At 64.8% G+C, this 17,056-nt stretch carries 23 protein-coding genes; 12 read left to right on the plus strand and 11 right to left on the minus strand.

The genetic code is table 11. From position 1 onward, the window contains the following. Window positions 1-35 precede the first annotated feature (35 nt). Window positions 36-461, plus strand: a complete 426-nt coding sequence (locus ACZ60G_RS11740) for an MmcQ/YjbR family DNA-binding protein (protein WP_465809569.1) — start codon at window positions 36-38, stop codon at window positions 459-461. Window positions 462-484: 23 nt separating this feature from the next. On the opposite strand, the gene ACZ60G_RS11745 is transcribed toward ACZ60G_RS11740, so the two are convergent. The 3 genes from ACZ60G_RS11745 to ACZ60G_RS11755 are packed head-to-tail and all read right to left on the minus strand — an operon-like array spanning window position 485 to window position 2,673. Continuing rightward, entirely contained in the window at window positions 485-1,372 is an 888-nt protein-coding gene (locus ACZ60G_RS11745) for a TIGR03621 family F420-dependent LLM class oxidoreductase (RefSeq protein WP_465809571.1), read from the minus strand. Between the two features lie 26 nt (window positions 1,373-1,398). Beyond that, complete coding sequence (locus ACZ60G_RS11750; RefSeq protein WP_465809573.1) at window positions 1,399-1,614, minus strand: hypothetical protein; 216 nt, start codon at window positions 1,612-1,614, stop codon at window positions 1,399-1,401. 9 nt (window positions 1,615-1,623) lie between these two features. Continuing rightward, window positions 1,624-2,673, minus strand: a complete 1,050-nt coding sequence (locus ACZ60G_RS11755) for an SDR family oxidoreductase (RefSeq protein ID WP_465809575.1) — start codon at window positions 2,671-2,673, stop codon at window positions 1,624-1,626. A 111-nt stretch (window positions 2,674-2,784) separates the two neighbouring features. Here ACZ60G_RS11755 and ACZ60G_RS11760 point away from each other — a divergent pair, with 111 nt between their 5' ends. The 4 genes from ACZ60G_RS11760 to ACZ60G_RS11775 all read left to right on the plus strand — a co-directional run bounded on the left by ACZ60G_RS11760 (window position 2,785) and on the right by ACZ60G_RS11775 (window position 5,389). After that, a complete protein-coding gene (locus ACZ60G_RS11760; protein WP_465809577.1) occupies window positions 2,785-3,399 on the plus strand; it encodes a TetR/AcrR family transcriptional regulator in 615 nt (204 codons plus the stop codon). 85 nt (window positions 3,400-3,484) lie between these two features. Then, window positions 3,485-3,796, plus strand: a complete 312-nt coding sequence (locus ACZ60G_RS11765) for a nuclear transport factor 2-like protein (RefSeq protein WP_465809579.1) — start codon at window positions 3,485-3,487, stop codon at window positions 3,794-3,796. A gap of 106 nt (window positions 3,797-3,902) precedes the next feature. After that, on the plus strand, window positions 3,903-5,003 hold the full coding sequence (locus ACZ60G_RS11770) for an alkaline phosphatase family protein (RefSeq protein ID WP_465809581.1): 1,101 nt from the start codon (window positions 3,903-3,905) through the stop codon (window positions 5,001-5,003). A 71-nt stretch (window positions 5,004-5,074) separates the two neighbouring features. Further along, window positions 5,075-5,389 carry a hypothetical protein gene (locus tag ACZ60G_RS11775; RefSeq protein ID WP_364351237.1) on the plus strand — a complete coding sequence of 105 codons (315 nt, stop codon included), beginning with the start codon at window positions 5,075-5,077 and terminating at the stop codon, window positions 5,387-5,389. A 79-nt stretch (window positions 5,390-5,468) separates the two neighbouring features. Here ACZ60G_RS11775 and ACZ60G_RS11780 read toward each other — a convergent pair whose 3' ends face one another. From ACZ60G_RS11780 to ACZ60G_RS11790, 3 genes are all read right to left on the minus strand, one after another. Next, a complete protein-coding gene (locus ACZ60G_RS11780) occupies window positions 5,469-5,675 on the minus strand; it encodes a DUF397 domain-containing protein (protein WP_465809584.1) in 207 nt (68 codons plus the stop codon). 80 nt (window positions 5,676-5,755) lie between these two features. Next, a complete protein-coding gene (locus ACZ60G_RS11785; protein ID WP_465809586.1) occupies window positions 5,756-5,962 on the minus strand; it encodes a DUF397 domain-containing protein in 207 nt (68 codons plus the stop codon). Next, entirely contained in the window at window positions 5,952-6,863 is a 912-nt protein-coding gene (locus ACZ60G_RS11790) for a helix-turn-helix domain-containing protein (RefSeq protein WP_465809588.1), read from the minus strand. Before ACZ60G_RS11790 ends, ACZ60G_RS11785 begins: the two co-directional genes overlap by 11 nt. A 296-nt stretch (window positions 6,864-7,159) precedes the next feature. On the opposite strand from ACZ60G_RS11790, the gene ACZ60G_RS11795 reads away from it, so the two are divergent. The 4 genes from ACZ60G_RS11795 (at window position 7,160) to ACZ60G_RS11810 (ending at window position 10,314) form a co-directional block, all read left to right on the plus strand. Further along, a complete protein-coding gene (locus tag ACZ60G_RS11795; RefSeq protein ID WP_465809590.1) occupies window positions 7,160-7,369 on the plus strand; it encodes a hypothetical protein in 210 nt (69 codons plus the stop codon). A 2-nt stretch (window positions 7,370-7,371) separates the two neighbouring features. Next, window positions 7,372-7,602, plus strand: coding sequence for a hypothetical protein (locus tag ACZ60G_RS11800; RefSeq protein WP_465809592.1), 231 nt, complete (start codon window positions 7,372-7,374; stop codon window positions 7,600-7,602). A 185-nt stretch (window positions 7,603-7,787) separates the two neighbouring features. Then, window positions 7,788-10,073, plus strand: a complete 2,286-nt coding sequence (locus ACZ60G_RS11805; protein WP_465809594.1) for an ATP-binding cassette domain-containing protein — start codon at window positions 7,788-7,790, stop codon at window positions 10,071-10,073. 100 nt (window positions 10,074-10,173) lie between these two features. Then, window positions 10,174-10,314 carry a hypothetical protein gene (locus ACZ60G_RS11810; RefSeq protein WP_465809596.1) on the plus strand — a complete coding sequence of 47 codons (141 nt, stop codon included), beginning with the start codon at window positions 10,174-10,176 and terminating at the stop codon, window positions 10,312-10,314. A 261-nt stretch (window positions 10,315-10,575) separates the two neighbouring features. Here ACZ60G_RS11810 and ACZ60G_RS11815 read toward each other — a convergent pair whose 3' ends face one another. Then, window positions 10,576-11,148: a CGNR zinc finger domain-containing protein gene (locus tag ACZ60G_RS11815; protein WP_465809598.1), complete on the minus strand. Its 573-nt coding sequence runs from the start codon at window positions 11,146-11,148 to the stop codon at window positions 10,576-10,578. Between the two features lie 103 nt (window positions 11,149-11,251). On the opposite strand from ACZ60G_RS11815, the gene ACZ60G_RS11820 reads away from it, so the two are divergent. Next, on the plus strand, window positions 11,252-12,430 hold the full coding sequence (locus ACZ60G_RS11820) for an epoxide hydrolase family protein (protein WP_465809599.1): 1,179 nt from the start codon (window positions 11,252-11,254) through the stop codon (window positions 12,428-12,430). Between the two features lie 79 nt (window positions 12,431-12,509). Here ACZ60G_RS11820 and ACZ60G_RS11825 read toward each other — a convergent pair whose 3' ends face one another. Together ACZ60G_RS11825 and ACZ60G_RS11830 are read right to left on the minus strand one after the other, a co-directional pair. After that, complete coding sequence (locus tag ACZ60G_RS11825; protein ID WP_465809601.1) at window positions 12,510-13,241, minus strand: arginase family protein; 732 nt, start codon at window positions 13,239-13,241, stop codon at window positions 12,510-12,512. A 133-nt stretch (window positions 13,242-13,374) separates the two neighbouring features. Further along, on the minus strand, window positions 13,375-14,283 hold the full coding sequence (locus tag ACZ60G_RS11830) for a Rossmann-fold NAD(P)-binding domain-containing protein (protein WP_465809603.1): 909 nt from the start codon (window positions 14,281-14,283) through the stop codon (window positions 13,375-13,377). 81 nt (window positions 14,284-14,364) lie between these two features. Between ACZ60G_RS11830 and ACZ60G_RS11835 the strand changes: the two genes are divergently transcribed. Beyond that, window positions 14,365-14,775, plus strand: coding sequence for a winged helix-turn-helix transcriptional regulator (locus tag ACZ60G_RS11835; protein ID WP_465809604.1), 411 nt, complete (start codon window positions 14,365-14,367; stop codon window positions 14,773-14,775). 60 nt (window positions 14,776-14,835) lie between these two features. Continuing rightward, window positions 14,836-15,492, plus strand: a complete 657-nt coding sequence (locus ACZ60G_RS11840) for a hypothetical protein (protein ID WP_465809606.1) — start codon at window positions 14,836-14,838, stop codon at window positions 15,490-15,492. 18 nt (window positions 15,493-15,510) lie between these two features. Here the strand turns inward: ACZ60G_RS11840 and ACZ60G_RS11845 are convergent, their stop codons facing one another. Further along, window positions 15,511-15,864 (minus strand): VOC family protein, encoded by a 354-nt coding sequence (locus tag ACZ60G_RS11845; RefSeq protein ID WP_465809608.1) that lies wholly within the window; start codon window positions 15,862-15,864, stop codon window positions 15,511-15,513. A 270-nt stretch (window positions 15,865-16,134) separates the two neighbouring features. Beyond that, window positions 16,135-16,983 carry a helix-turn-helix transcriptional regulator gene (locus ACZ60G_RS11850; RefSeq protein ID WP_465809610.1) on the minus strand — a complete coding sequence of 283 codons (849 nt, stop codon included), beginning with the start codon at window positions 16,981-16,983 and terminating at the stop codon, window positions 16,135-16,137. Window positions 16,984-17,056 lie beyond the last annotated feature (73 nt).

Consider the following 17,056-nt stretch of genomic DNA (forward strand, 5'->3'; position numbering starts at 1 on the left):
AACTCCGATGTGCGATCGCGGTCTACGCTGCTGATATGGCGAAGGTTTCGCGACGAGCCAAGGTGGCCGACGTGCATGAACTGGCCACCGGCATGCCGTTCGTCAATCGGGTGGACGGACCGCACGGCAATGCGGTCTACCAGGTAGGCGGTAAATCCTTCGTCTTCTTCCGCAATCCGCGCCCCGACGCGTTCGATCCGGACACCGGTGAGCGCTATACCGATGTGATCGTGATCTGGGTGCCCTCGGAGTCGGACAAACTCGCGCTGGTGCAGGATCCGGATTCACCGTTTTTCACCACCCCGCATTTCGACGGGCATCTATCGGTCCTGGTGCGCGGCAGTCGCATCGGTGAACTCAGTAAGCAGGAGTTGGCCGAGGTCATCCAGGACGCCTGGCTGAGCCGGGCCTCCCGTAAGCGGGCGGCCGACTGGCTGGCCGCGCACAATGTCGCGGACTGACCTGCCGTGGCGTGTCCCCGCATTCAGCGCAGCAGTTCGATGACCGCGCCCATCGGCTCCATGCTGCTCTCCAGCACCGAGACGTAGCTGAATCCGAACCTTTCCCTGCGCTCTTCCAACTGCCGCGCCATTTCCTTCGGCGTGCCGATCAGCAATGCGGGCAACTCCTCTGGCCGGTTGGCGACATCGGTGGGCAGATGCGGCCCATACAGTTCCAGTGCGGCCGACCGTTCCTCCGGTGGAATTACGCGCTGCAGCAGGATATTCAGCTCGACCTCCTCGGCCCGTGCCCCGAGCAACTCCCGCAGGTACACCATCCGCGCATCGGTGGCGGCGGGTCCGACGAACTGCAGCGGTCCACCGTTGTACGCCGGAGCGGCACCGGGCAGCGCGACGATATCGGCATATTCGGCCGCGACCCCCAGCAGCCGATCGCCCCAACCGGCGATGACCAGCGGCGGACCCGAGGGTTGCGCGGGCCGGGGCTGATACTCGGGATCGGCGAACAACCGCCGCAATGTCGCCGCGGTCGTCGCCAACTGCTCGACCCGCTTGCGCGCGCTCTCGAAAGTGATTCCGGCCGTTTCGAATTCCTCCCGGACATATCCGGCTCCGAGGCCCAACTCGACCCGTCCATCGGTGAGTTGATCGGCCGTCGCGGCCTCGCGCGCCAGGAGCGCCGCGTTGTAGAACGGCGTATTCAATACGAACGTCGTCAGCCGAACCCGCTCGGTCGCCTCGGCCGCGAGAATCATTGCCGGAAACGGTGCGGGCAACCCCAGATGGTCGGCCACACCGACCACGTCGTACCCGAGTTCCTCGGCCCTGCGGCACTTTCGTATCCACTCCGCCCGCGAAGCGGGTGCGAGCAGAGTGACACCGAACCGGAACTTGCCTCGCGCAGCCGTCACCCTTCCTGTCTACCAGGCCGAACCGATCAGCACGGCGCGAGCGCCAGTCCCACCCAGACCATCCCGGCCAAGGTCACCGCCGCCGCCAATACCGGACCCGGTCGCCACAACCTGGCCGACCCGATGATCCGCCGCACCGCATTTCGCCGTTGCGGCGCATCGGATTTCGTCTCCACCGTCCGCCTGCCCAACCAGCGTCGTACCAATCCGATGGTGCCGATGATGAGTGTCGCGATCAGCATGGCCCCGTCCTACGCATTCACCGCTGTCCGACGCGCCGACGCACCGGCAGCCCGTGGCACGACGCCGAACTCGATCAAACTCTCCGCGGTATCCAGCACCGTCTCCCGCACCGGCCGCATCGACCATCCGAGCTCACGCCGCGCCTTCTCGGAGCTGAGCTGCTCGGTACGGCCCAACGTGGGCACCGTCAATCGAATCCCCTTGTCGAACAAGGCAATCGTCCGCACGAGAATATTCGGGATCACCCGTGCCGGTATCCGGTATCCACGCGGCCCGAACTCCTCGGCCAATGTCCGCCCCATATCCGCCATCCAAACATGTTCGCCCGCGCAGATATACCGATTTCCGACCGCTCCGGGAGCCTCCAGCGCCAGCCGATGCGCCACCGCGAGATCCCGCACATCCACCACTGCCCATCCGACCCGAGGCGAACCCGGCGCATCACGGGCGAGTAGTCGGCGCACCGGTTCGTGCGAGGTGCTCGTCGCCGCGGATTGCAATGGTCCCAACACCATTCCGGGATTCACCACCACCAATTCGAGCTCCGACTTCGCGGCGAAATCCCATGCCGCCCGTTCGGCCAGCGTCTTGCTCTTCTGATAGGCCGCACTGCGTTCGACCACCGACCAATCGGCCTCGGTGCGCACCGCATCCGTCTCGTGACCATAGGTGATCGCGGCGATCGAGGAGGTGAGCACGACGCGTTGAACACCACCGTCGGCACACGCCCGCAACACCCGCAATGTCCCGTCGACCGCGGTATCGATCAGTTCCCGTTCGTCGTCCGGTGGCGTCGCCGGAAACGGTGATGCCACGTGCAGGACGAAGGTGCAGCCCGAAACGGCCGCCGCCCACCCCGCATCATCGTTGAGATCGGCCGCCACGAACTCCAACTCGCCACCGAGCCGATCCGCAAGTGCCACCAGATGTGCGCGTTTATCCGCTTTTCCGAGATCGCGAACCGTGCCACGCACGGCGTATCCGTGCTCGAGCAGTTCGGCGATGACGTGTCCGGCGACGAATCCTGTTGCGCCGGTGACGAGTACCCGTGAGCTCATATGCTTACCCGCTTCGAAGAAGGGAATGCGGCCAACCCATCTGAGCGCCGCTCAGATAATCTAAGCACTGCATAGTTAGGCTGTCCAGCAGGCGTCGAATACGCTCGATTGGTGACGCGGACCAGTTACCACCACGGCGCGCTGCGCGACACGCTCCTCGCCGCCTGCCTGCGGCTGATCGAAACCGAGGGCCTCGGCGCGGTGAGTCTGCGGCGGGTGGCCCGCGAGGCGGGCGTGAGCACCGGCGCGCCGTACCACCATTTCGCTGATCGCTCGGCCCTGCTCGCCGCACTGTCGACCCAGGGTTTCCGACAGCTCGGCAGCGACTTGGCCGACGCGCGCGCCGCCGCCGGCGCACCGCTGCAAGCATTGACCGCGATGGCCGAAACCTATGTGCGGTTCTCCCAGGAAAATCCCGGCTACTTCCGCCTCATGTTCCGCCCGGAACTCTCGCAACCCGATAAGCATCCGGATGCGCAGGCGGCGGGCGACGCGGCCTTCGATGTCCTCGCCGGCACCATCGCCGAAGCCGTCGCCGCAGGATTGCTGCCCGCCGACAAAGCCGACACCCTGGCCGTCATGTGGTGGAGCCTGGCGCACGGCATGGCCTCGCTGTGGCTGGACGGTCAGCTCGAAAAGCGCAGCATCCAACTCGGCACCACCGTGCCCACGCTGGTCGAGGACATCATGCGCACCTTCACCGCGCTGGTCGGCCCCGGCGCGTGACAACCACGCGAGCGCACCCGCCACTAGAGTGAAGCCGAACGTTTGCTCCTCCGATGCACCCGCACTCTTCGAGAGGGATGTTCCGATGACACAGCAGCTCGATCCCACCGTCCAGAAATTCGTCACCGCGCTCAACGACGCCGATCAGGACCGCTTCTACGCCGTCCTCACCGACGACGCGACCATGTCCGATGACGGTGTGGAGCGCAACCTCGTCCAGTGGACCGACTCCGAGATCTTCGGCAGCAACGGGCGCATGAATGTCGAATCAATCGGCGACAACGGCACCGAACTGGTTGCCGACTACACGAATTCCCGCTGGGGTTCGATGCGCACCGCGTGGCGCTTCATCGTGCGTGACGGCAAAATCAGTCGATTCGAGACCGGCCAAGCCTGAGTAGCCTGAGTTCGTGTTCAGCCCACCCGCCACCCGACCGCCACCCCCCACGGAGTCGCTTCGCGACGCTGTGATCCCTCGCTACGGCACGGGCTCTCTAGCTGATTTGTTCCCTTCCATCCTCGCCGGGCTCGGCGTACCCGGCGAGGTCGACCGGCTCGGCCTCGAGCTCGCCACCGACCGGATCTGTGTGCTGCTGATCGACGGTCTCGGCGCGGACGCACTCGCCGCGAATTCCGATGCGGCGCCATTCCTGTCGGCGCTGGCGCAGCGCACGTTGACAGCGGGCTTCCCGAGCACGACGACGGTCAGTCTGAGTTCACTCGGCGTCGGTGTGCCGCCCGGCGAACACGGGTTCACCGGATACCTGATACATGTGCCCGGCTACGACCGCTTGGTGAATGCGCTGACCTGGCGGCTGCACGGCGCGGGACCGAAGATCGACCTGCTGCACGATCTGGTGCCGGAGCAATTCCAGCCCACCGCCACGGTTTTCGAGCGCGCCGCGGCCGACGGTATCGCGGTGGCCCAAGTTGCGCCGCGACTGCAGGCGGGGTCCGGGCTGACCAGGGCGGTGCTGCGCGGCTGCGAATTCCGCCCCTATGTTTCTGTCGGCGATTTCGTCGACGGCGTCGCCACCGCACTGCGCGCGGGCCCGCGCTCGCTGGTCTACGCCTACCACGGCAACCTCGACACGACCGGTCACGTGCGCGGACCATCCTCGGACGCTTGGCTTTTGGAGCTCGCGCACGTCGACCGGCTGGCCGCCACCATCGCCGAATATCTGCCACCCGATGCCGCGCTCGTCGTGACCGCCGACCACGGCATGGTGGAACTCACCGACCGCGTCGACTTCGACAAGACCGAGCCACTGCGCGAGGGTGTACGCCTACTCGGCGGCGAGCCGCGCGCCCGCCATGTCTTCACCGTCGACGGCGCGACCGTCGATGTGGCGGCGACCTGGCAGGAATACCTCGGCGCCGACTTCGATGTCATCTCCCGCGCCGAGGCGATCGACCGCGGCTGGTTCGGCCCCACCGTCGCACCGCATATCGCCCAGCGCATCGGCGATCTCGTGGTCGCGGCCCGTGGTCTGCGCGGCGTCGTGCGCACCGGCGCCGAACCGCTGGAATCCATGCTGATCGGCCACCACGGTTCGCTCACACCCGCGGAGATGAATGTGCCGCTGCGCACGTTCCGACCGTAACCGTCCGTTGCCCTAGGCTGTTACGCGTCATCGCGGGCATGGTCGCCCGCCGAAGCGCCAGGAGGATCTCTATGAACGCCACGCTCTTACGCACCGGACTCGGGGTCGCGGCGGTCGCGGCACTGCTGGCCGGTTGCACCGAAATCGAGCGGGCGCTGAACCAGGGTGGCGACACCACCTGCCGCGATTACGTCAAACAGGATCAGGACACCAAGCGCACGACGATCACCAAGTTCATCAAGCAGCAGACCAACGACGATCACGAGCCCGCGGGCACGGCGGTGGATGCCACGATGATTCAGGTGGACCTGCTGTGCGGTGCCCAGGTCAATCAGGACACCCCGATCAAAAAAGCCGATATCGCAGGCATTTTCCTCAACAAGTAGTCCGGATCCGCGGCAGGCGGACACGCAAAACGGCCCCCAGCCAAAGCGTGGATTCTGGGGGCCGCTCTACTACCTCGACCTATGTCTGGTCGAACTCGCCGTCGCTCACACTTGCGGTGAAGGCGTCCCACGCGGACGGAGTGAACACCAGCGCCGGGCCGGTCGGGTTCTTCGAGTCCCGCATACCGACGTTGCTGCCGTCAAGGAAGGCCACCTCAACGCACTCCTTACCAGCGTCGCTGCGTCGGGACTTGAACCACTGCGCGCCACTTGGGTCAACGTTCACGGTAATAACTCCTAACGGGCTGGACACTCCGGGAATGCAGACGGCCCCAGAGAACCTGGGGACCGATCTAATTCCTCGGCCTACGTCAAGTCGAACTCGCCGCCGTTGACGCCAGCGGTGAAGGCGTCCCACTCGGATGGAGTGAACACGAGCGCGGGACCGTTCGGGTTCTTCGAGTCCCGCATGCCGACCTGGCCGCCGTCGAGGAAGGCCACCTCAACGCAGTCTTTACCGGCTTCGCTGCGTCGGGACTTGAACCACTGCGCGCCGGTTAGGTCAACGTTCACTCGCATAGCTCCTTGCTAACTCTCTCAATCGAATGCGACTTGGGCCAACGTCGAGCGTCGCCCGCGTCACAGTACGGAACGCACGCTGGAACCGGTGCAGATCCTCACGCTTCTCAAGATACGCATCACCAGTGAAGCTCTCCGCATAGATAACCGAAGGCTCTACCGGCCTGCCAGCCGAATCCTTGGGAAAGGTCAGGATGGTGAACGGCGCAATCACGCGGCCAGTCGGGAAACCCGCATGATAAGGCAATAAACGGATCTCGATGTTGTCGCGGGTGCTCATGTCCGCGATGTGACGCAATTGATCGGCCATCACGGCAGATCCGCCGACTACGGTCCGCGTGACATTTTCATGCAGCACGGCCACAAGTCTGGTTGGGTGCCGTGCCCGCGTGATCAAGTGCTGCCGATGGGTCCGCAATGCCGCAAGCCGGTCTAGATCCTCATCCGGAATTCGAGGTTGGGTCGCTTGGTTCATCGCGCGGGCATACTCATTGGTTTGGAGCAGACCTGGAATCACAAGCGGCTGAAAGATCGCCAATTCGGCTGCCGCAGACTCCAGTTCGAGATAGGTGTCGAACTTCGTTGCCAGCACATCACTGTAGGCACGCAACCAGGAACGGACCGGAGCCTGTTTAGCGAGATCCTTCCAGGCGACCAGATCCTCGTCATCGACTCCGTACAACTCCGCCAGCGCATCAAGGTCACGTGGTCTGACCTTTCCTGTCTTGCCGTTCTCGAGACGGCTCAATGTCGCTTTGCCCCAGTCCATCAAGCGTGCCGACGATTCCAAGCTCAGACCCGCCGCTGTCCGTGCGTCGCGCAGCAACCGGCCCAACTGCCGTCTCGGCAGGGTGCTACTGGTGTCTTCGGGATCGTCATCGTTTGTCAGAATCAATGTGCCTTCCCCCTGTTCCGTTCCACCACATGGGTTTCTTCCGAACCGGAAGGATCATAAGCGCAGAATTGGCCCGTTCTTAGGGGATTCGCGGAGATTTCGCCAGGTCGCGAACGCGCCCCGACCGCCATCGGCCCTTGACACACCCTTGCGGCATGTCCACGCCCAAACCAGAACTTCCGCAACGAGACCCGTTCACCGGGCCACCAGCCGCGTACACCGGCGCACCGCCCGATCTGGTCGAGCAGGTTGCGCTCGCAGTCCGTGAGTGGGCTGGCCCACGGATAGATCCATCCGTGCCTCGTCTGCTCGCGGACTTCCATGAAGACACCCACCAGAAACTCGACCGCGCTCCAATCGACAGCCGTCCGATTTTTGAGGGCACGGACGGCTCGCTGCTGCTGGTCGACGAGGACGGATGGATTTCCGACTCGGACGCCGATCTCGACCAGGCCGACGCAATCACCGTCCAGCCCACCGATGTTCGCGACATCGAGGAATCGTGAGCATGAAACCGTCAGACCCCGAAGATGTTTCGCCTCGGCCCAACGAACCGGATGTACATCTCAGCGTGTTCCTGCACGGCGTGCGCCTCGACTACGCCGCCTGCCTTACCGCGGCGTTGATATTCACGCGTGAGCACCAGAGGCGGCACTACGCCGACGCGGTCACCATCGATCTCGGCGACACCAGTCGCTATCCGCGCCTGCCGTGCGAACGCCTCTTCCTCGGCTCATGAGATGAGACGGAGGGCGAAATTCAAGAGCGTCAACGGAATCCGCCGAGCTGTTGGACCCTCCCGGCGGCAGCCGAAGAAAGTGCTGGTCACGGCGTGCTCGCCATTCTATGTGCATAGCACATTAATGTGATCTGTATCACATTCCGCCGGGCATTTTGTCGGTGGTGCATGGCATGGTGGGCGACATGCCTTTTGCCGATTCCGTCGTCGCCACGGATGTCATCCGTGTGCTCGGTGCCCGTGAGCACAATCTGCGCAATGTGTCGTTGGAAATCCCCAAGAACAAGATCACCGTCTTTACCGGCGTCTCCGGGTCGGGCAAATCGTCGATTGTCTTCGACACAATCGCCGTGGAGTCCCAGCGTCAGCTGTATGCGACATTCCCGGCATTCATTCTCAACTTCCTGCCGCGCTATGAGCGGCCGCACGCCGAGGCGATCGAGAACCTGACGGCTCCGGTCATCATCGACCAGCAGCCTGTCGGCGGCGGGCCGCGCTCGACCGTCGGGACGATGACCGATATCTACTCGATGGTGCGAGCGATGTTCGCCCGATTCGGTTCGCCCTCAGCCGGATTCGTCTACAACTACTCGTTCAATGTGCCGCAGGGCATGTGCCCGGACTGCGATGGACTCGGAGTCGCGGTGCGGGCCGATCCGGATCGCTTGGTCGACCGGAGCAAATCGCTCAACGAGGGCGCGATTCTGCTGCCCGGTTATGCGGTGGACAGTGGCGAGTGGCAGATGTACGGCAAATCCGGGCGCTTCGACCCGGACAAGAAATTGGCCGATTACACCGAGGACGAGTTCACCGACCTGCTCTACGGCACCGGCGGCAAGGTGGAGCTGACCTTCGCCAAGGGCACCTGGAAGGCGAATTACGAAGGGCTGGCGGCCAAATTCACGCGCACCCGGTTGCAGCGCGACACCTCGACGCTCAGCGAGAAGACGCGCGAACAGATGCAGAAGTTCCTCACCGAGGGTGTCTGCGCTACCTGTCGTGGTGCTCGGCTCAACGAAGCGGCATTGGCGACGAAGATCGGTGGCCGCAATATCGCCGACTGGTCCGGACTGCAGATCACCGATCTGATGGCGGTGCTCGATGAGATCAGCGATCCGGCCGCACTCGGACTGGCCGCCGCGATCCGGACCGCGCTGCAGCGGGTGACCGATATCGGACTCGGTTATCTGAGCCTGGATCGGCCGACCTCGACGCTGTCCGGTGGTGAGGGGCAGCGGCTCAAGATGATCAAACATCTGTCGAGCACGCTGATCGGGATGACCTATGTTTTCGACGAGCCGAGCGTCGGATTGCATCCGCGTGATGTCGGCCGGTTGAACAACCTGCTGAAGGCGCTGCGCGACAAGGGCAATACGGTGCTGGTGGTCGAGCACGATCCCGATGTCATCCAGATCGCCGACCATATCGTCGATGTCGGGCCGCGTGCCGGTCTGCACGGCGGGCAGGTGGTATTCGAGGGCACCTTCACCGAACTGCGGACCGCGGATACGCCGACGGGTGCGGGATTGCGCAGGCCGTTCACGGTGAAGGAAACCTTCCGTAAGTCGAACGGCGCGTTGCTGATCGAGCATGCGAATGTGCACAACCTGAAAGATGTGACCGTCGCGGTGCCGACCGGCATCCTCACCTCGATCACCGGCGTCGCCGGTTCCGGTAAGAGCAGCCTCATCCGCGATGTGTTCGTCCGGGAGCATCCGGATGCGATCTTCGTCGACCAGTCGGCGATCGGGGCATCGTCGCGGTCCACGCCCGCAACGTATCTGGGCCTGATGGACCCGATCAGGAAGCTGTTCGCCAAGGCGACGGGGGAGTCGCCGGGCCTGTTCAGTTTCAACTCGACCGGAGCCTGTAAGCAGTGCGAGGGGCGCGGCGTGATCATCACCGAGGTCGCCTATATGGACCCGGTGACCACCCACTGTGATGCCTGCGATGGACGGCGCTTCTCCGATGAGGTGCTGGCACTGACCTTGCGCGACAAGTCGATTGCCGATGTGCTGGCAATGTCGGCCGAAGAAGCCCTCGGTTTCTTCACCGAAAAGGCACTGTCCACAAAGCTGCGCACAATGAACGAGGTGGGCCTGGACTATCTCAGCCTCGGCCAGGCCATGAGCACCCTGTCCGGCGGCGAACGCCAACGCATCAAACTGGCGACCCAACTCCAGAACACCGGCACCGTCTACGTCCTCGACGAACCGACCACCGGTCTGCACATGTCGGATGTGGACACCCTGCTCGCCCTGATGGACGGTTTGGTCGACCGCGGCAATACGGTGGTGGTGATCGAACACAACCTCGACGTGGTGGCCCACTCCGACTGGGTGATCGATCTCGGCCCCGATGGCGGTAAGGACGGCGGTGAAATCGTCTTCACCGGAACCCCCGCCGAATTGCTGACCCACCCCACCTCACTCACCGGCGAATACCTGCGCAAGTACAAGGCCGCCGGGTAGGACAATTTCATCGGAGTCGTCTGTCGCGCAATCGATTTCGGTGACAGAACACGGCCCGAAGTGGAATGATGGAGTTGGCGAATCTGCCCGATCAGCGGTTGTGGCGGTTCGACCCGGCCGCAGACTACGGCCCGCTCAACCACGCCGCGCGGGGCGCATCGACACCGACAAGATCGCCGCGCACTGGGAGGAACTCGACGACTACGACCTCAGTCTGGAAGACCCTGTCATCGATGACTGACTACCGATACTCACGGGGCGCATCGAGCCAGGACTGCTCAGAGTGCACATAGTGCGCCGCTATCTGCGTAACTGCTTAGCGCCGGATCGGGCGGATTTGCTCCTCGCCCCCCGATCTGGCCGATGGTCACGATGCCGTGAGCTGCTGGGGCTGCCCGAATGAGCTGGGCGCCAATGCCCACCCGCACAGTTCTCGAAGTGCGCGAGGACCGCCGGTCGGGCCCTCGGGACGGGTGCGGCTGCTGATCGGCGAGGGTAACGACTACTTTGCTGATCTGGGGTTTTTGCGCTCGGCATTGAAGCGCGCCTTCTTCTGACGATTCCCGCACGTGTTCATGTCACACCATTTGCGGGTGCGACTTTGGCTGGTGTCGAAGAAGGCGGCTTGGCAGGTTGGCGATGCGCACAAGGCCAATTTTCCGTCTCGTTCGCCTGCGATGATGCTGATCGCGTCCGCGGCGATCACGCCTAAGGCATCTTCTACGCAGGAAGCCGAGCTGAGTCGCCATCGCCGATCGCCCTCGGGCGTCAGGATTGCCGCGGCCCGACCCTGAATGCTGCAGTCATTGATGACTTGGACAGCAGACGCCGGGAGAGCGGCCTGAGTCGCGGCCGCTGTCGCGGCGGCGTGAATCGATTCCCTGAGTTCCCAAGCGAGTTCGAGCTGGGCGGTGGTGCAGGACTCCACGGTGAGGCCGTTCACTGCCAGCCAGTCGACGAGTCGGTGCGGCGTGGGAATGCGTTCCACAGCGTTGCCACGGCGCTCCGTCAGAGTCGCCGTGAAGCTGGTCGCCAGCACGTTACCCAGACGGAAGTCGGGGAACTGAGCACGCATGGAACCACCTTAGCTGGTTGCACGCTGACATCGAGACATGTTAGAACCGTCTTAGCCGGTTCGTGACAGGTCTTAGCCGGTTCCACGAGGACCAGGAGGTCTCATGCCCACACAACGTCCAACCAGCGACGTGCAAGCATTTGAAGCCCACGCAACTGACGCTGACCTCGACGATCTGCGCGCGCGATTAGCCGCGGCACGACTGCCGGAAGCTGAGACGGTCTATCGCGCCGCGCCCGGCCCTCGCCGATGGGACCAGGGCGTTCCTCTCGCCGACCTCGTCGATGTCGTGAACTACTGGCGCACCGAGTACAACTGGCGGTCGTTCGAAGCGCGCCTCAACCGGATCGGCCAGTTCCGCACGACCATTGATGATCTGGGAATCCACTTCCTACACCGCCGATCCGGGCGCGCAGATGCCACTCCTCTGATCTTGACGCACGGCTGGCCGGGCAGCATTGCCGAGTTCATCGATGTAATAGACGAACTCGCAGATCCGAAAGATGCAGACGCGCCAGCGTTCCACGTCGTGGCCCCGTCGCTACCAGGCTTTGGTTACAGCGACAAGCCGGCCACCACCGGGTGGGGAACCGAAAAGATCGCTGCCGCATGGGTCGAACTGATGGGAAGGCTCGGCTACAGCAAGTTCGCAGCCCACGGCGGCGACTGGGGAGGTGTGATCACCACGGTCCTCGGCGGCAGGTTCCCGGCGCACGTTCTCGGCATCCACACAACGACCGCGCAGGCACCGCCCGGGTTGACAACGGACGCGCTGACGGCGACCGAGCGCAAATGGACCGAGGAAACCCGCGATTTCTGGCGCCACCACGCGGCGTACGCGAAGCAGCAGGCGACCCGACCGCAGACCATCGGCTACTCGCTCGTCGACTCACCAGTCGGGCTTCTCGCCTGGATCCTCGACAAGTTCGCAGAGTGGACAGATACCGAAGACAGCCCGTTCGAGACGATTTCCAGAGACAGGATTCTCGATGACGTCACCCTGTATTGGCTGACGCGGACCGGCGCATCGTCGGCCCGCATTTACTACGAAAGCCACAACTCGCTCGACCCCGAACTTCGGGTCGACGTCCCCTCAGCAATCACCATGTATCCCCGCGACATCGAGAAGTGTCCGCGCCCCTGGGCACAGGAGCGGTACCGACAGATCGTCCGATGGAGGTCGCCCGAAACCGGGGGACATTTCCCGTCGCTGGAGGTTCCCGAGTATTTCGTCAAGGATCTGCAAGAAGGCCTCGCGGCAGTGCTGGCCGCTGATCGGTGAAGCGACCACGTCTGCCTGAGCGTGGTTTGCCCTTCGTTCTCGGCGGGAATACGAGGCCCTACCAGTACGAATCCCCGAATCAGGCGGAGTCGACGAGGGGGCGGACGTGCGCGGCGGCGGTGGCGTCGTCGCGCCACGTGCAGGCCAGGCCGAAGGCGGCGACTCGGCCGGTGGCGAGAACGGCTCGTACGGCGGCTGAGACCTCGGCCAGGGTGGGGCTGTCGGGCGCGGGGAAGAGCAGGCCCGGGAGGTCATCCGGGGTGACCACGTCGAAATCGATGTGAAGGTAGACCGGGCCGTCCGGGAGGTCGCCTATGTCGCCGACCGGGCGGTGCCGGATCTGCGCGGTGCGCAAGTATTCGACCTCCGGTGGGTCGAGGTCGCGGCCGCCGACCAGGACGGCGCGGTCTTCGGGGATGTCGCGCAAGCCGATTCGGTCGGCTATGAGGTGACGGCCGTAGCCGACGAGCATGCGCAGCGGGAAGCCACCGAGGTAGCCGGACGCGGAGGTCTCGAGGGTTTGCACATCGCCGTGCCCGTCGAACCAGACGAGCGCGGGATCCAGTCCGGCCCTTTGCAATCCGGCCACCGTGCCGAGCGCGGTCGTGCAATCCCCAGACGCGACGATCGCACGTTCACCGCGAATCGCGGACTCCGCAACCCGATCCGCGACTGCGTCATAGAGCACGGCCATCCGCGCCCATGGATCATCGACATCAGGCAGCTCTGCCGTGACCACCGCATCCGGGGTGATCGGAGCATCGATCTCCGGCCGGTATTCATCGAGGTGGTACGGCACGAGCAAGCGCATCTACCGAGGCTATTCGGGGCCGAAGCGCGCGGCCACCGTTTTAGAGGTCCCTGAGGCCGTGCAAGCGTGCGTCCGCCCAGCGCGCAGGGGCCGCCTCGATCCGTGCACACCGAGAGGGCTGCATGCGGCTTGCTCAGCCCGCCGCGTTCACCGATAACGACCGATACCCGCCCGCCTGCACCGCGCCAGTGACGAGGGCCCGAACATCGCGCGGTGCACTCGGCAGCAGCTCGAGCAGGTCGGTGCTCGATGCTTCGAGGAGTCCGGCACCGAGATTCGCGAACAACGAGAGTGTGTGCGTGATCTGATAGGGCTCCAATCCACTGTCCTGCAACATATTCCGCATTTCGCCGAGCGAGATGGGCGCGTATCGCACCGGGCGACCGAGGGATTCGCTCAGAATCTCGGCGATATCCGCACCACCGACCGCGGTCACGCCCTCCAGCTCGTACACCTTGCCCGCATGCCTGCTCCGCCGCCCCGCGGCCAGATCGCGCTCGGTCTCGGCGGCCACCCGCACGGCCACCTCGGCCAGATCCTCGCGCGCCACAACCGAGATCCGGCCGGTGCCGAAGGCCGCGGCGAAAACCCCGGATTCGGCCGAGGCGGCCGCACCGGCGACGGCGAGCCCGACCGGCACCTCCGCATACAGGCCGTTGCGCAGGACGGTCACGTCGAATGGTGCTGCGGCCAGCCGCTTTTCGGTCCACCGATGCGGCAGGGCAATCGTCATCAGATCGCCGGAACCCGCAAGGCTGGTGTAGATCACGTGCCGGACCCCGGCGGCCGTGGCGGCGTCGATCACCGCGCCGTGTCGTGCCAAGACCACATCGTCTTCGGCATATCCGGCCGAAATCAGTACCAGGACATCGACATCCCGCAGTCCCGCGGACAGCGTTGCCGGATCGTCGAAATCGATTCGACGCGTGGCGGTGTCGTCACCGGAGCGGCTGCCCGCCGCTACTGTCAGGCCGTCGAGGGCGGACAGGCCGCGGTGGACGAGGCCGCCGAGGGATCCGGAGATGCCGGTTACCAGGATCATGACAACGCTCCCGATTGTTGTAGTTGCTGAATTCGTCCCCAGCATCGGTCGCCGCGACGCGCGGCATAAGGAGGCACTTTCATGTCGGTCACGAACACGGCGATCACCGCGCAGGTCACGGGCACTATTCCCGACGGGCCCTGTGGCGATGACGACTGCGGCATCCGCGATGTGCTCGACCGGCTGGGGGATCGGTGGACGGTATTGGTGATCGTCGAATTGAGTAAGGGAGTACGGCGTTTCCGCGAATTGGAGCGGGCGATTCCCGGCATCTCACAGCGCATGCTGACACTGACCACCAAGCGGCTGTGCCGCGACGGCATGGTCGAGCGCATCGCGTATCCGACGATTCCACCGCAGGTCGAGTACCGGCTCACCGAGACCGGTCAGAGCCTGGCGGAGGCCATCGGCGCACTCGCCGACTGGTCGCGCGATCACAAGGACCGCATCGCCGACGCCCGCCGACACTGGGATGCCGAGCACACCGACTGAACACCTGTCGCCCGCGGGCGAACAGCGCTTGAATGGAAGCATCCCCACAGGGAGGTTCCGATGACCCTTACCGCTCGTGACCTGCTCGACGGGATCCAGGCCGAGCTGGCCCCGCACGACGACGGCAACCGCATGGTTCCGCTCATCTCGGTGGGCAAAGCGCCGCGCGCGGTCTTCGCCGCGATCGCCGCCGAGGAGCAGCGCATCGTCAGCAGCGACTGGCGCAGCTTCCACGCCTTGGCGGCGCGGACGGACGAACCGCACGTCAGAGCGTTCCTCGACGGCCTCCCACCAGGCGAGCGGCAGGCACTCGCACTGCTGGAGGCGCTCGTGGCGGCGGCCGGACCCGACCAGGGCATGGAGCTACCCAGAGCGGGTTGCCAGGCCTACCCGGCCTATGTCGCCTGGTTGGCGCTGAACGCCGAGCCTTCCGCCGCCGCGGCCGGTATCTACGCGAATGTCGCCGCATTCGGCCGCTACTGCCGGGCCGTCGCCGAAGGCATGCGCGCGCACTACGAGTTCGACGACCCCGCCTGCGCATTCTTCGACTTCTTCGCCGCCGACACCCCCGAAGCCGAACAGCGGGCCCTCGCCGCAATCCAGGCCGGAATCGACAGCGGACGCTCGAATCCGAACGACGCACACTTGTACGCCAGACTTTTTCAGAACTACGAACTCATGTTCTGGAATACCCTCGCCGACGAGTTCTCCGGATAGCACCGCGACCGGATGGCCTCAGGCGGGCTGCCACAGTTCGACCCGATTGCCCTCAGGATCGGTGACCCAGCCGAATCGGCCGACACCCGCCATGTCCTGCGTTTCTTCAGCCACGTCCGCTCCCATGGCACGCAATTGCGCAAGCATCGCATCCAGGTCGCGGACCCGGAAGTTCATCAGGGTTTGCTGGGCGCGGGACCCGAAGTAGTCGGTCTCGGACTCGAACGTCGCGAACACCGTCGGCCCGGCTCCCTGACGCCACAGGCCGTTCTCATCGGCGTCCAGGCCCAGGCAATCGCGATACCACGCGCTCAGGGCCGCGGGGTCGGCGGCCCGCATGAAGTATCCACCGATTCCGAGCACACGTTCCATGCCGCTATCTTGCCAAGACCGCGTGCAAGTCGTCGCCGAACTGCCGCTGCACCCTCGGCGGTGACGACGGCCGGCGCCCCGTCCAACACGTAGCCTTGGCACTCCGAGCCGTCGCGCGCAGCAGTCGTCGGCCGCTCCTCGCAAAGCTTCGTGTCCGTCGCACATCTAGTGACTACTTCGCAGAAGGTATCTACCTTGTGCGAGGTTCTCGAAAGCTATGCGGGCGAAGGCGTCTCGGCCGTCGAGCAACATCGCGCGATCGGGCTTCCCCTATCGCTGCTCGCTCAGCTGCTGCGTCCCCGTGATTCGGAGCAGTTCGAGTGCCGAGGCGGCGGGGGTGTCAGGTGCTGCGGAGTACACGACCACGGCCTGGTCGCTGTCGGGGACGAACAGGGCGTCGCAATCCAGGACCAACCGTCCGACCTCGGGATGATCGATGGTCTTGGTGGCGCTGCGCCAGTTGCCGGTGCTCCCTTCGCACCACAGTCGGTCGAATCGCGTACTGCGCGAACGTAGTTCGGCGACGAGACGAGCCAGGTCCGGATCGTCGGGATAGGCCGCCTTCGCGCTGCGCAGCGAGCTGACCCAGGATTCGGCGGCCGCCTCGGCCTCGGTGGGGGTGAAGACCACGCGGGAGGGTTCTATCCCGAGGAAGGATTGCCAGATGATGTTGCGCCGGGCGGGCGACCACGCGGAGAAGTCCCCGAGCAATGCCGCTGCCATCGGATTCCAGGCCAGCACATCGGCTTTCGCGGAGATCACCAGTGCGGGCAGATCTGACATCCGGTCCAGCAGTCGCAGCACGCTCGGTCGCACCACCATGTTGATGCGGCCTTCCTGCGGTGGCGCGGAACCGGCCAGCCGGAACAGCAGATCGCGTTCGGGATCCGCGAGCCGTAGGGCGCGGGCGAGCGCGCCGAGCACCGCCACCGACGGTCGCGGTCCACGTCCCTGTTCGAGCCGGACCACATAGTCGACACTGACACCGGCCAGTTGCGCGACCTCCTCGCGCCGCAGCCCCGGCACCTGGCGGCGCGAACCGCTGGGCAGCCCGACATCGCGCGGCCGCACCCGGGCCCGGGCCTGCCGTAGCAGCTTGGCGAGTTCGGCGCGATCCATGCCTCGATGATGCCGCAGGACACGGACGCCGGGGTGGTACTGCCGGTCCCAGGAGTTGTCAGCCCTGGAGCGA

This window comes from Nocardia sp. NPDC102475 (assembly GCF_055584605.1).

Coding starts and splice junctions, on each gene's coding strand:
- ACZ60G_RS11765 (WP_465809579.1), top strand. CDS start 3,485: ATGACACAGCAGCTCGATCCCACCGTCCAGAAATTCGTCACCGCGCTC.
- ACZ60G_RS11825 (WP_465809601.1), bottom strand. CDS start 13,241: ATGCGCTTGCTCGTGCCGTACCACCTCGATGAATACCGGCCGGAGATC.
- ACZ60G_RS11845 (WP_465809608.1), bottom strand. CDS start 15,864: ATGGAACGTGTGCTCGGAATCGGTGGATACTTCATGCGGGCCGCCGAC.
- ACZ60G_RS11835 (WP_465809604.1), top strand. CDS start 14,365: ATGTCGGTCACGAACACGGCGATCACCGCGCAGGTCACGGGCACTATT.
- ACZ60G_RS11850 (WP_465809610.1), bottom strand. CDS start 16,983: ATGGATCGCGCCGAACTCGCCAAGCTGCTACGGCAGGCCCGGGCCCGG.
- ACZ60G_RS11840 (WP_465809606.1), top strand. CDS start 14,836: ATGACCCTTACCGCTCGTGACCTGCTCGACGGGATCCAGGCCGAGCTG.
- ACZ60G_RS11775 (WP_364351237.1), top strand. CDS start 5,075: ATGAACGCCACGCTCTTACGCACCGGACTCGGGGTCGCGGCGGTCGCG.
- ACZ60G_RS11755 (WP_465809575.1), bottom strand. CDS start 2,673: ATGAGCTCACGGGTACTCGTCACCGGCGCAACAGGATTCGTCGCCGGA.
- ACZ60G_RS11820 (WP_465809599.1), top strand. CDS start 11,252: ATGCCCACACAACGTCCAACCAGCGACGTGCAAGCATTTGAAGCCCAC.
- ACZ60G_RS11750 (WP_465809573.1), bottom strand. CDS start 1,614: ATGCTGATCGCGACACTCATCATCGGCACCATCGGATTGGTACGACGC.
- ACZ60G_RS11805 (WP_465809594.1), top strand. CDS start 7,788: ATGCCTTTTGCCGATTCCGTCGTCGCCACGGATGTCATCCGTGTGCTC.
- ACZ60G_RS11830 (WP_465809603.1), bottom strand. CDS start 14,283: ATGATCCTGGTAACCGGCATCTCCGGATCCCTCGGCGGCCTCGTCCAC.
- ACZ60G_RS11815 (WP_465809598.1), bottom strand. CDS start 11,148: ATGCGTGCTCAGTTCCCCGACTTCCGTCTGGGTAACGTGCTGGCGACC.
- ACZ60G_RS11800 (WP_465809592.1), top strand. CDS start 7,372: ATGAAACCGTCAGACCCCGAAGATGTTTCGCCTCGGCCCAACGAACCG.
- ACZ60G_RS11740 (WP_465809569.1), top strand. CDS start 36: ATGGCGAAGGTTTCGCGACGAGCCAAGGTGGCCGACGTGCATGAACTG.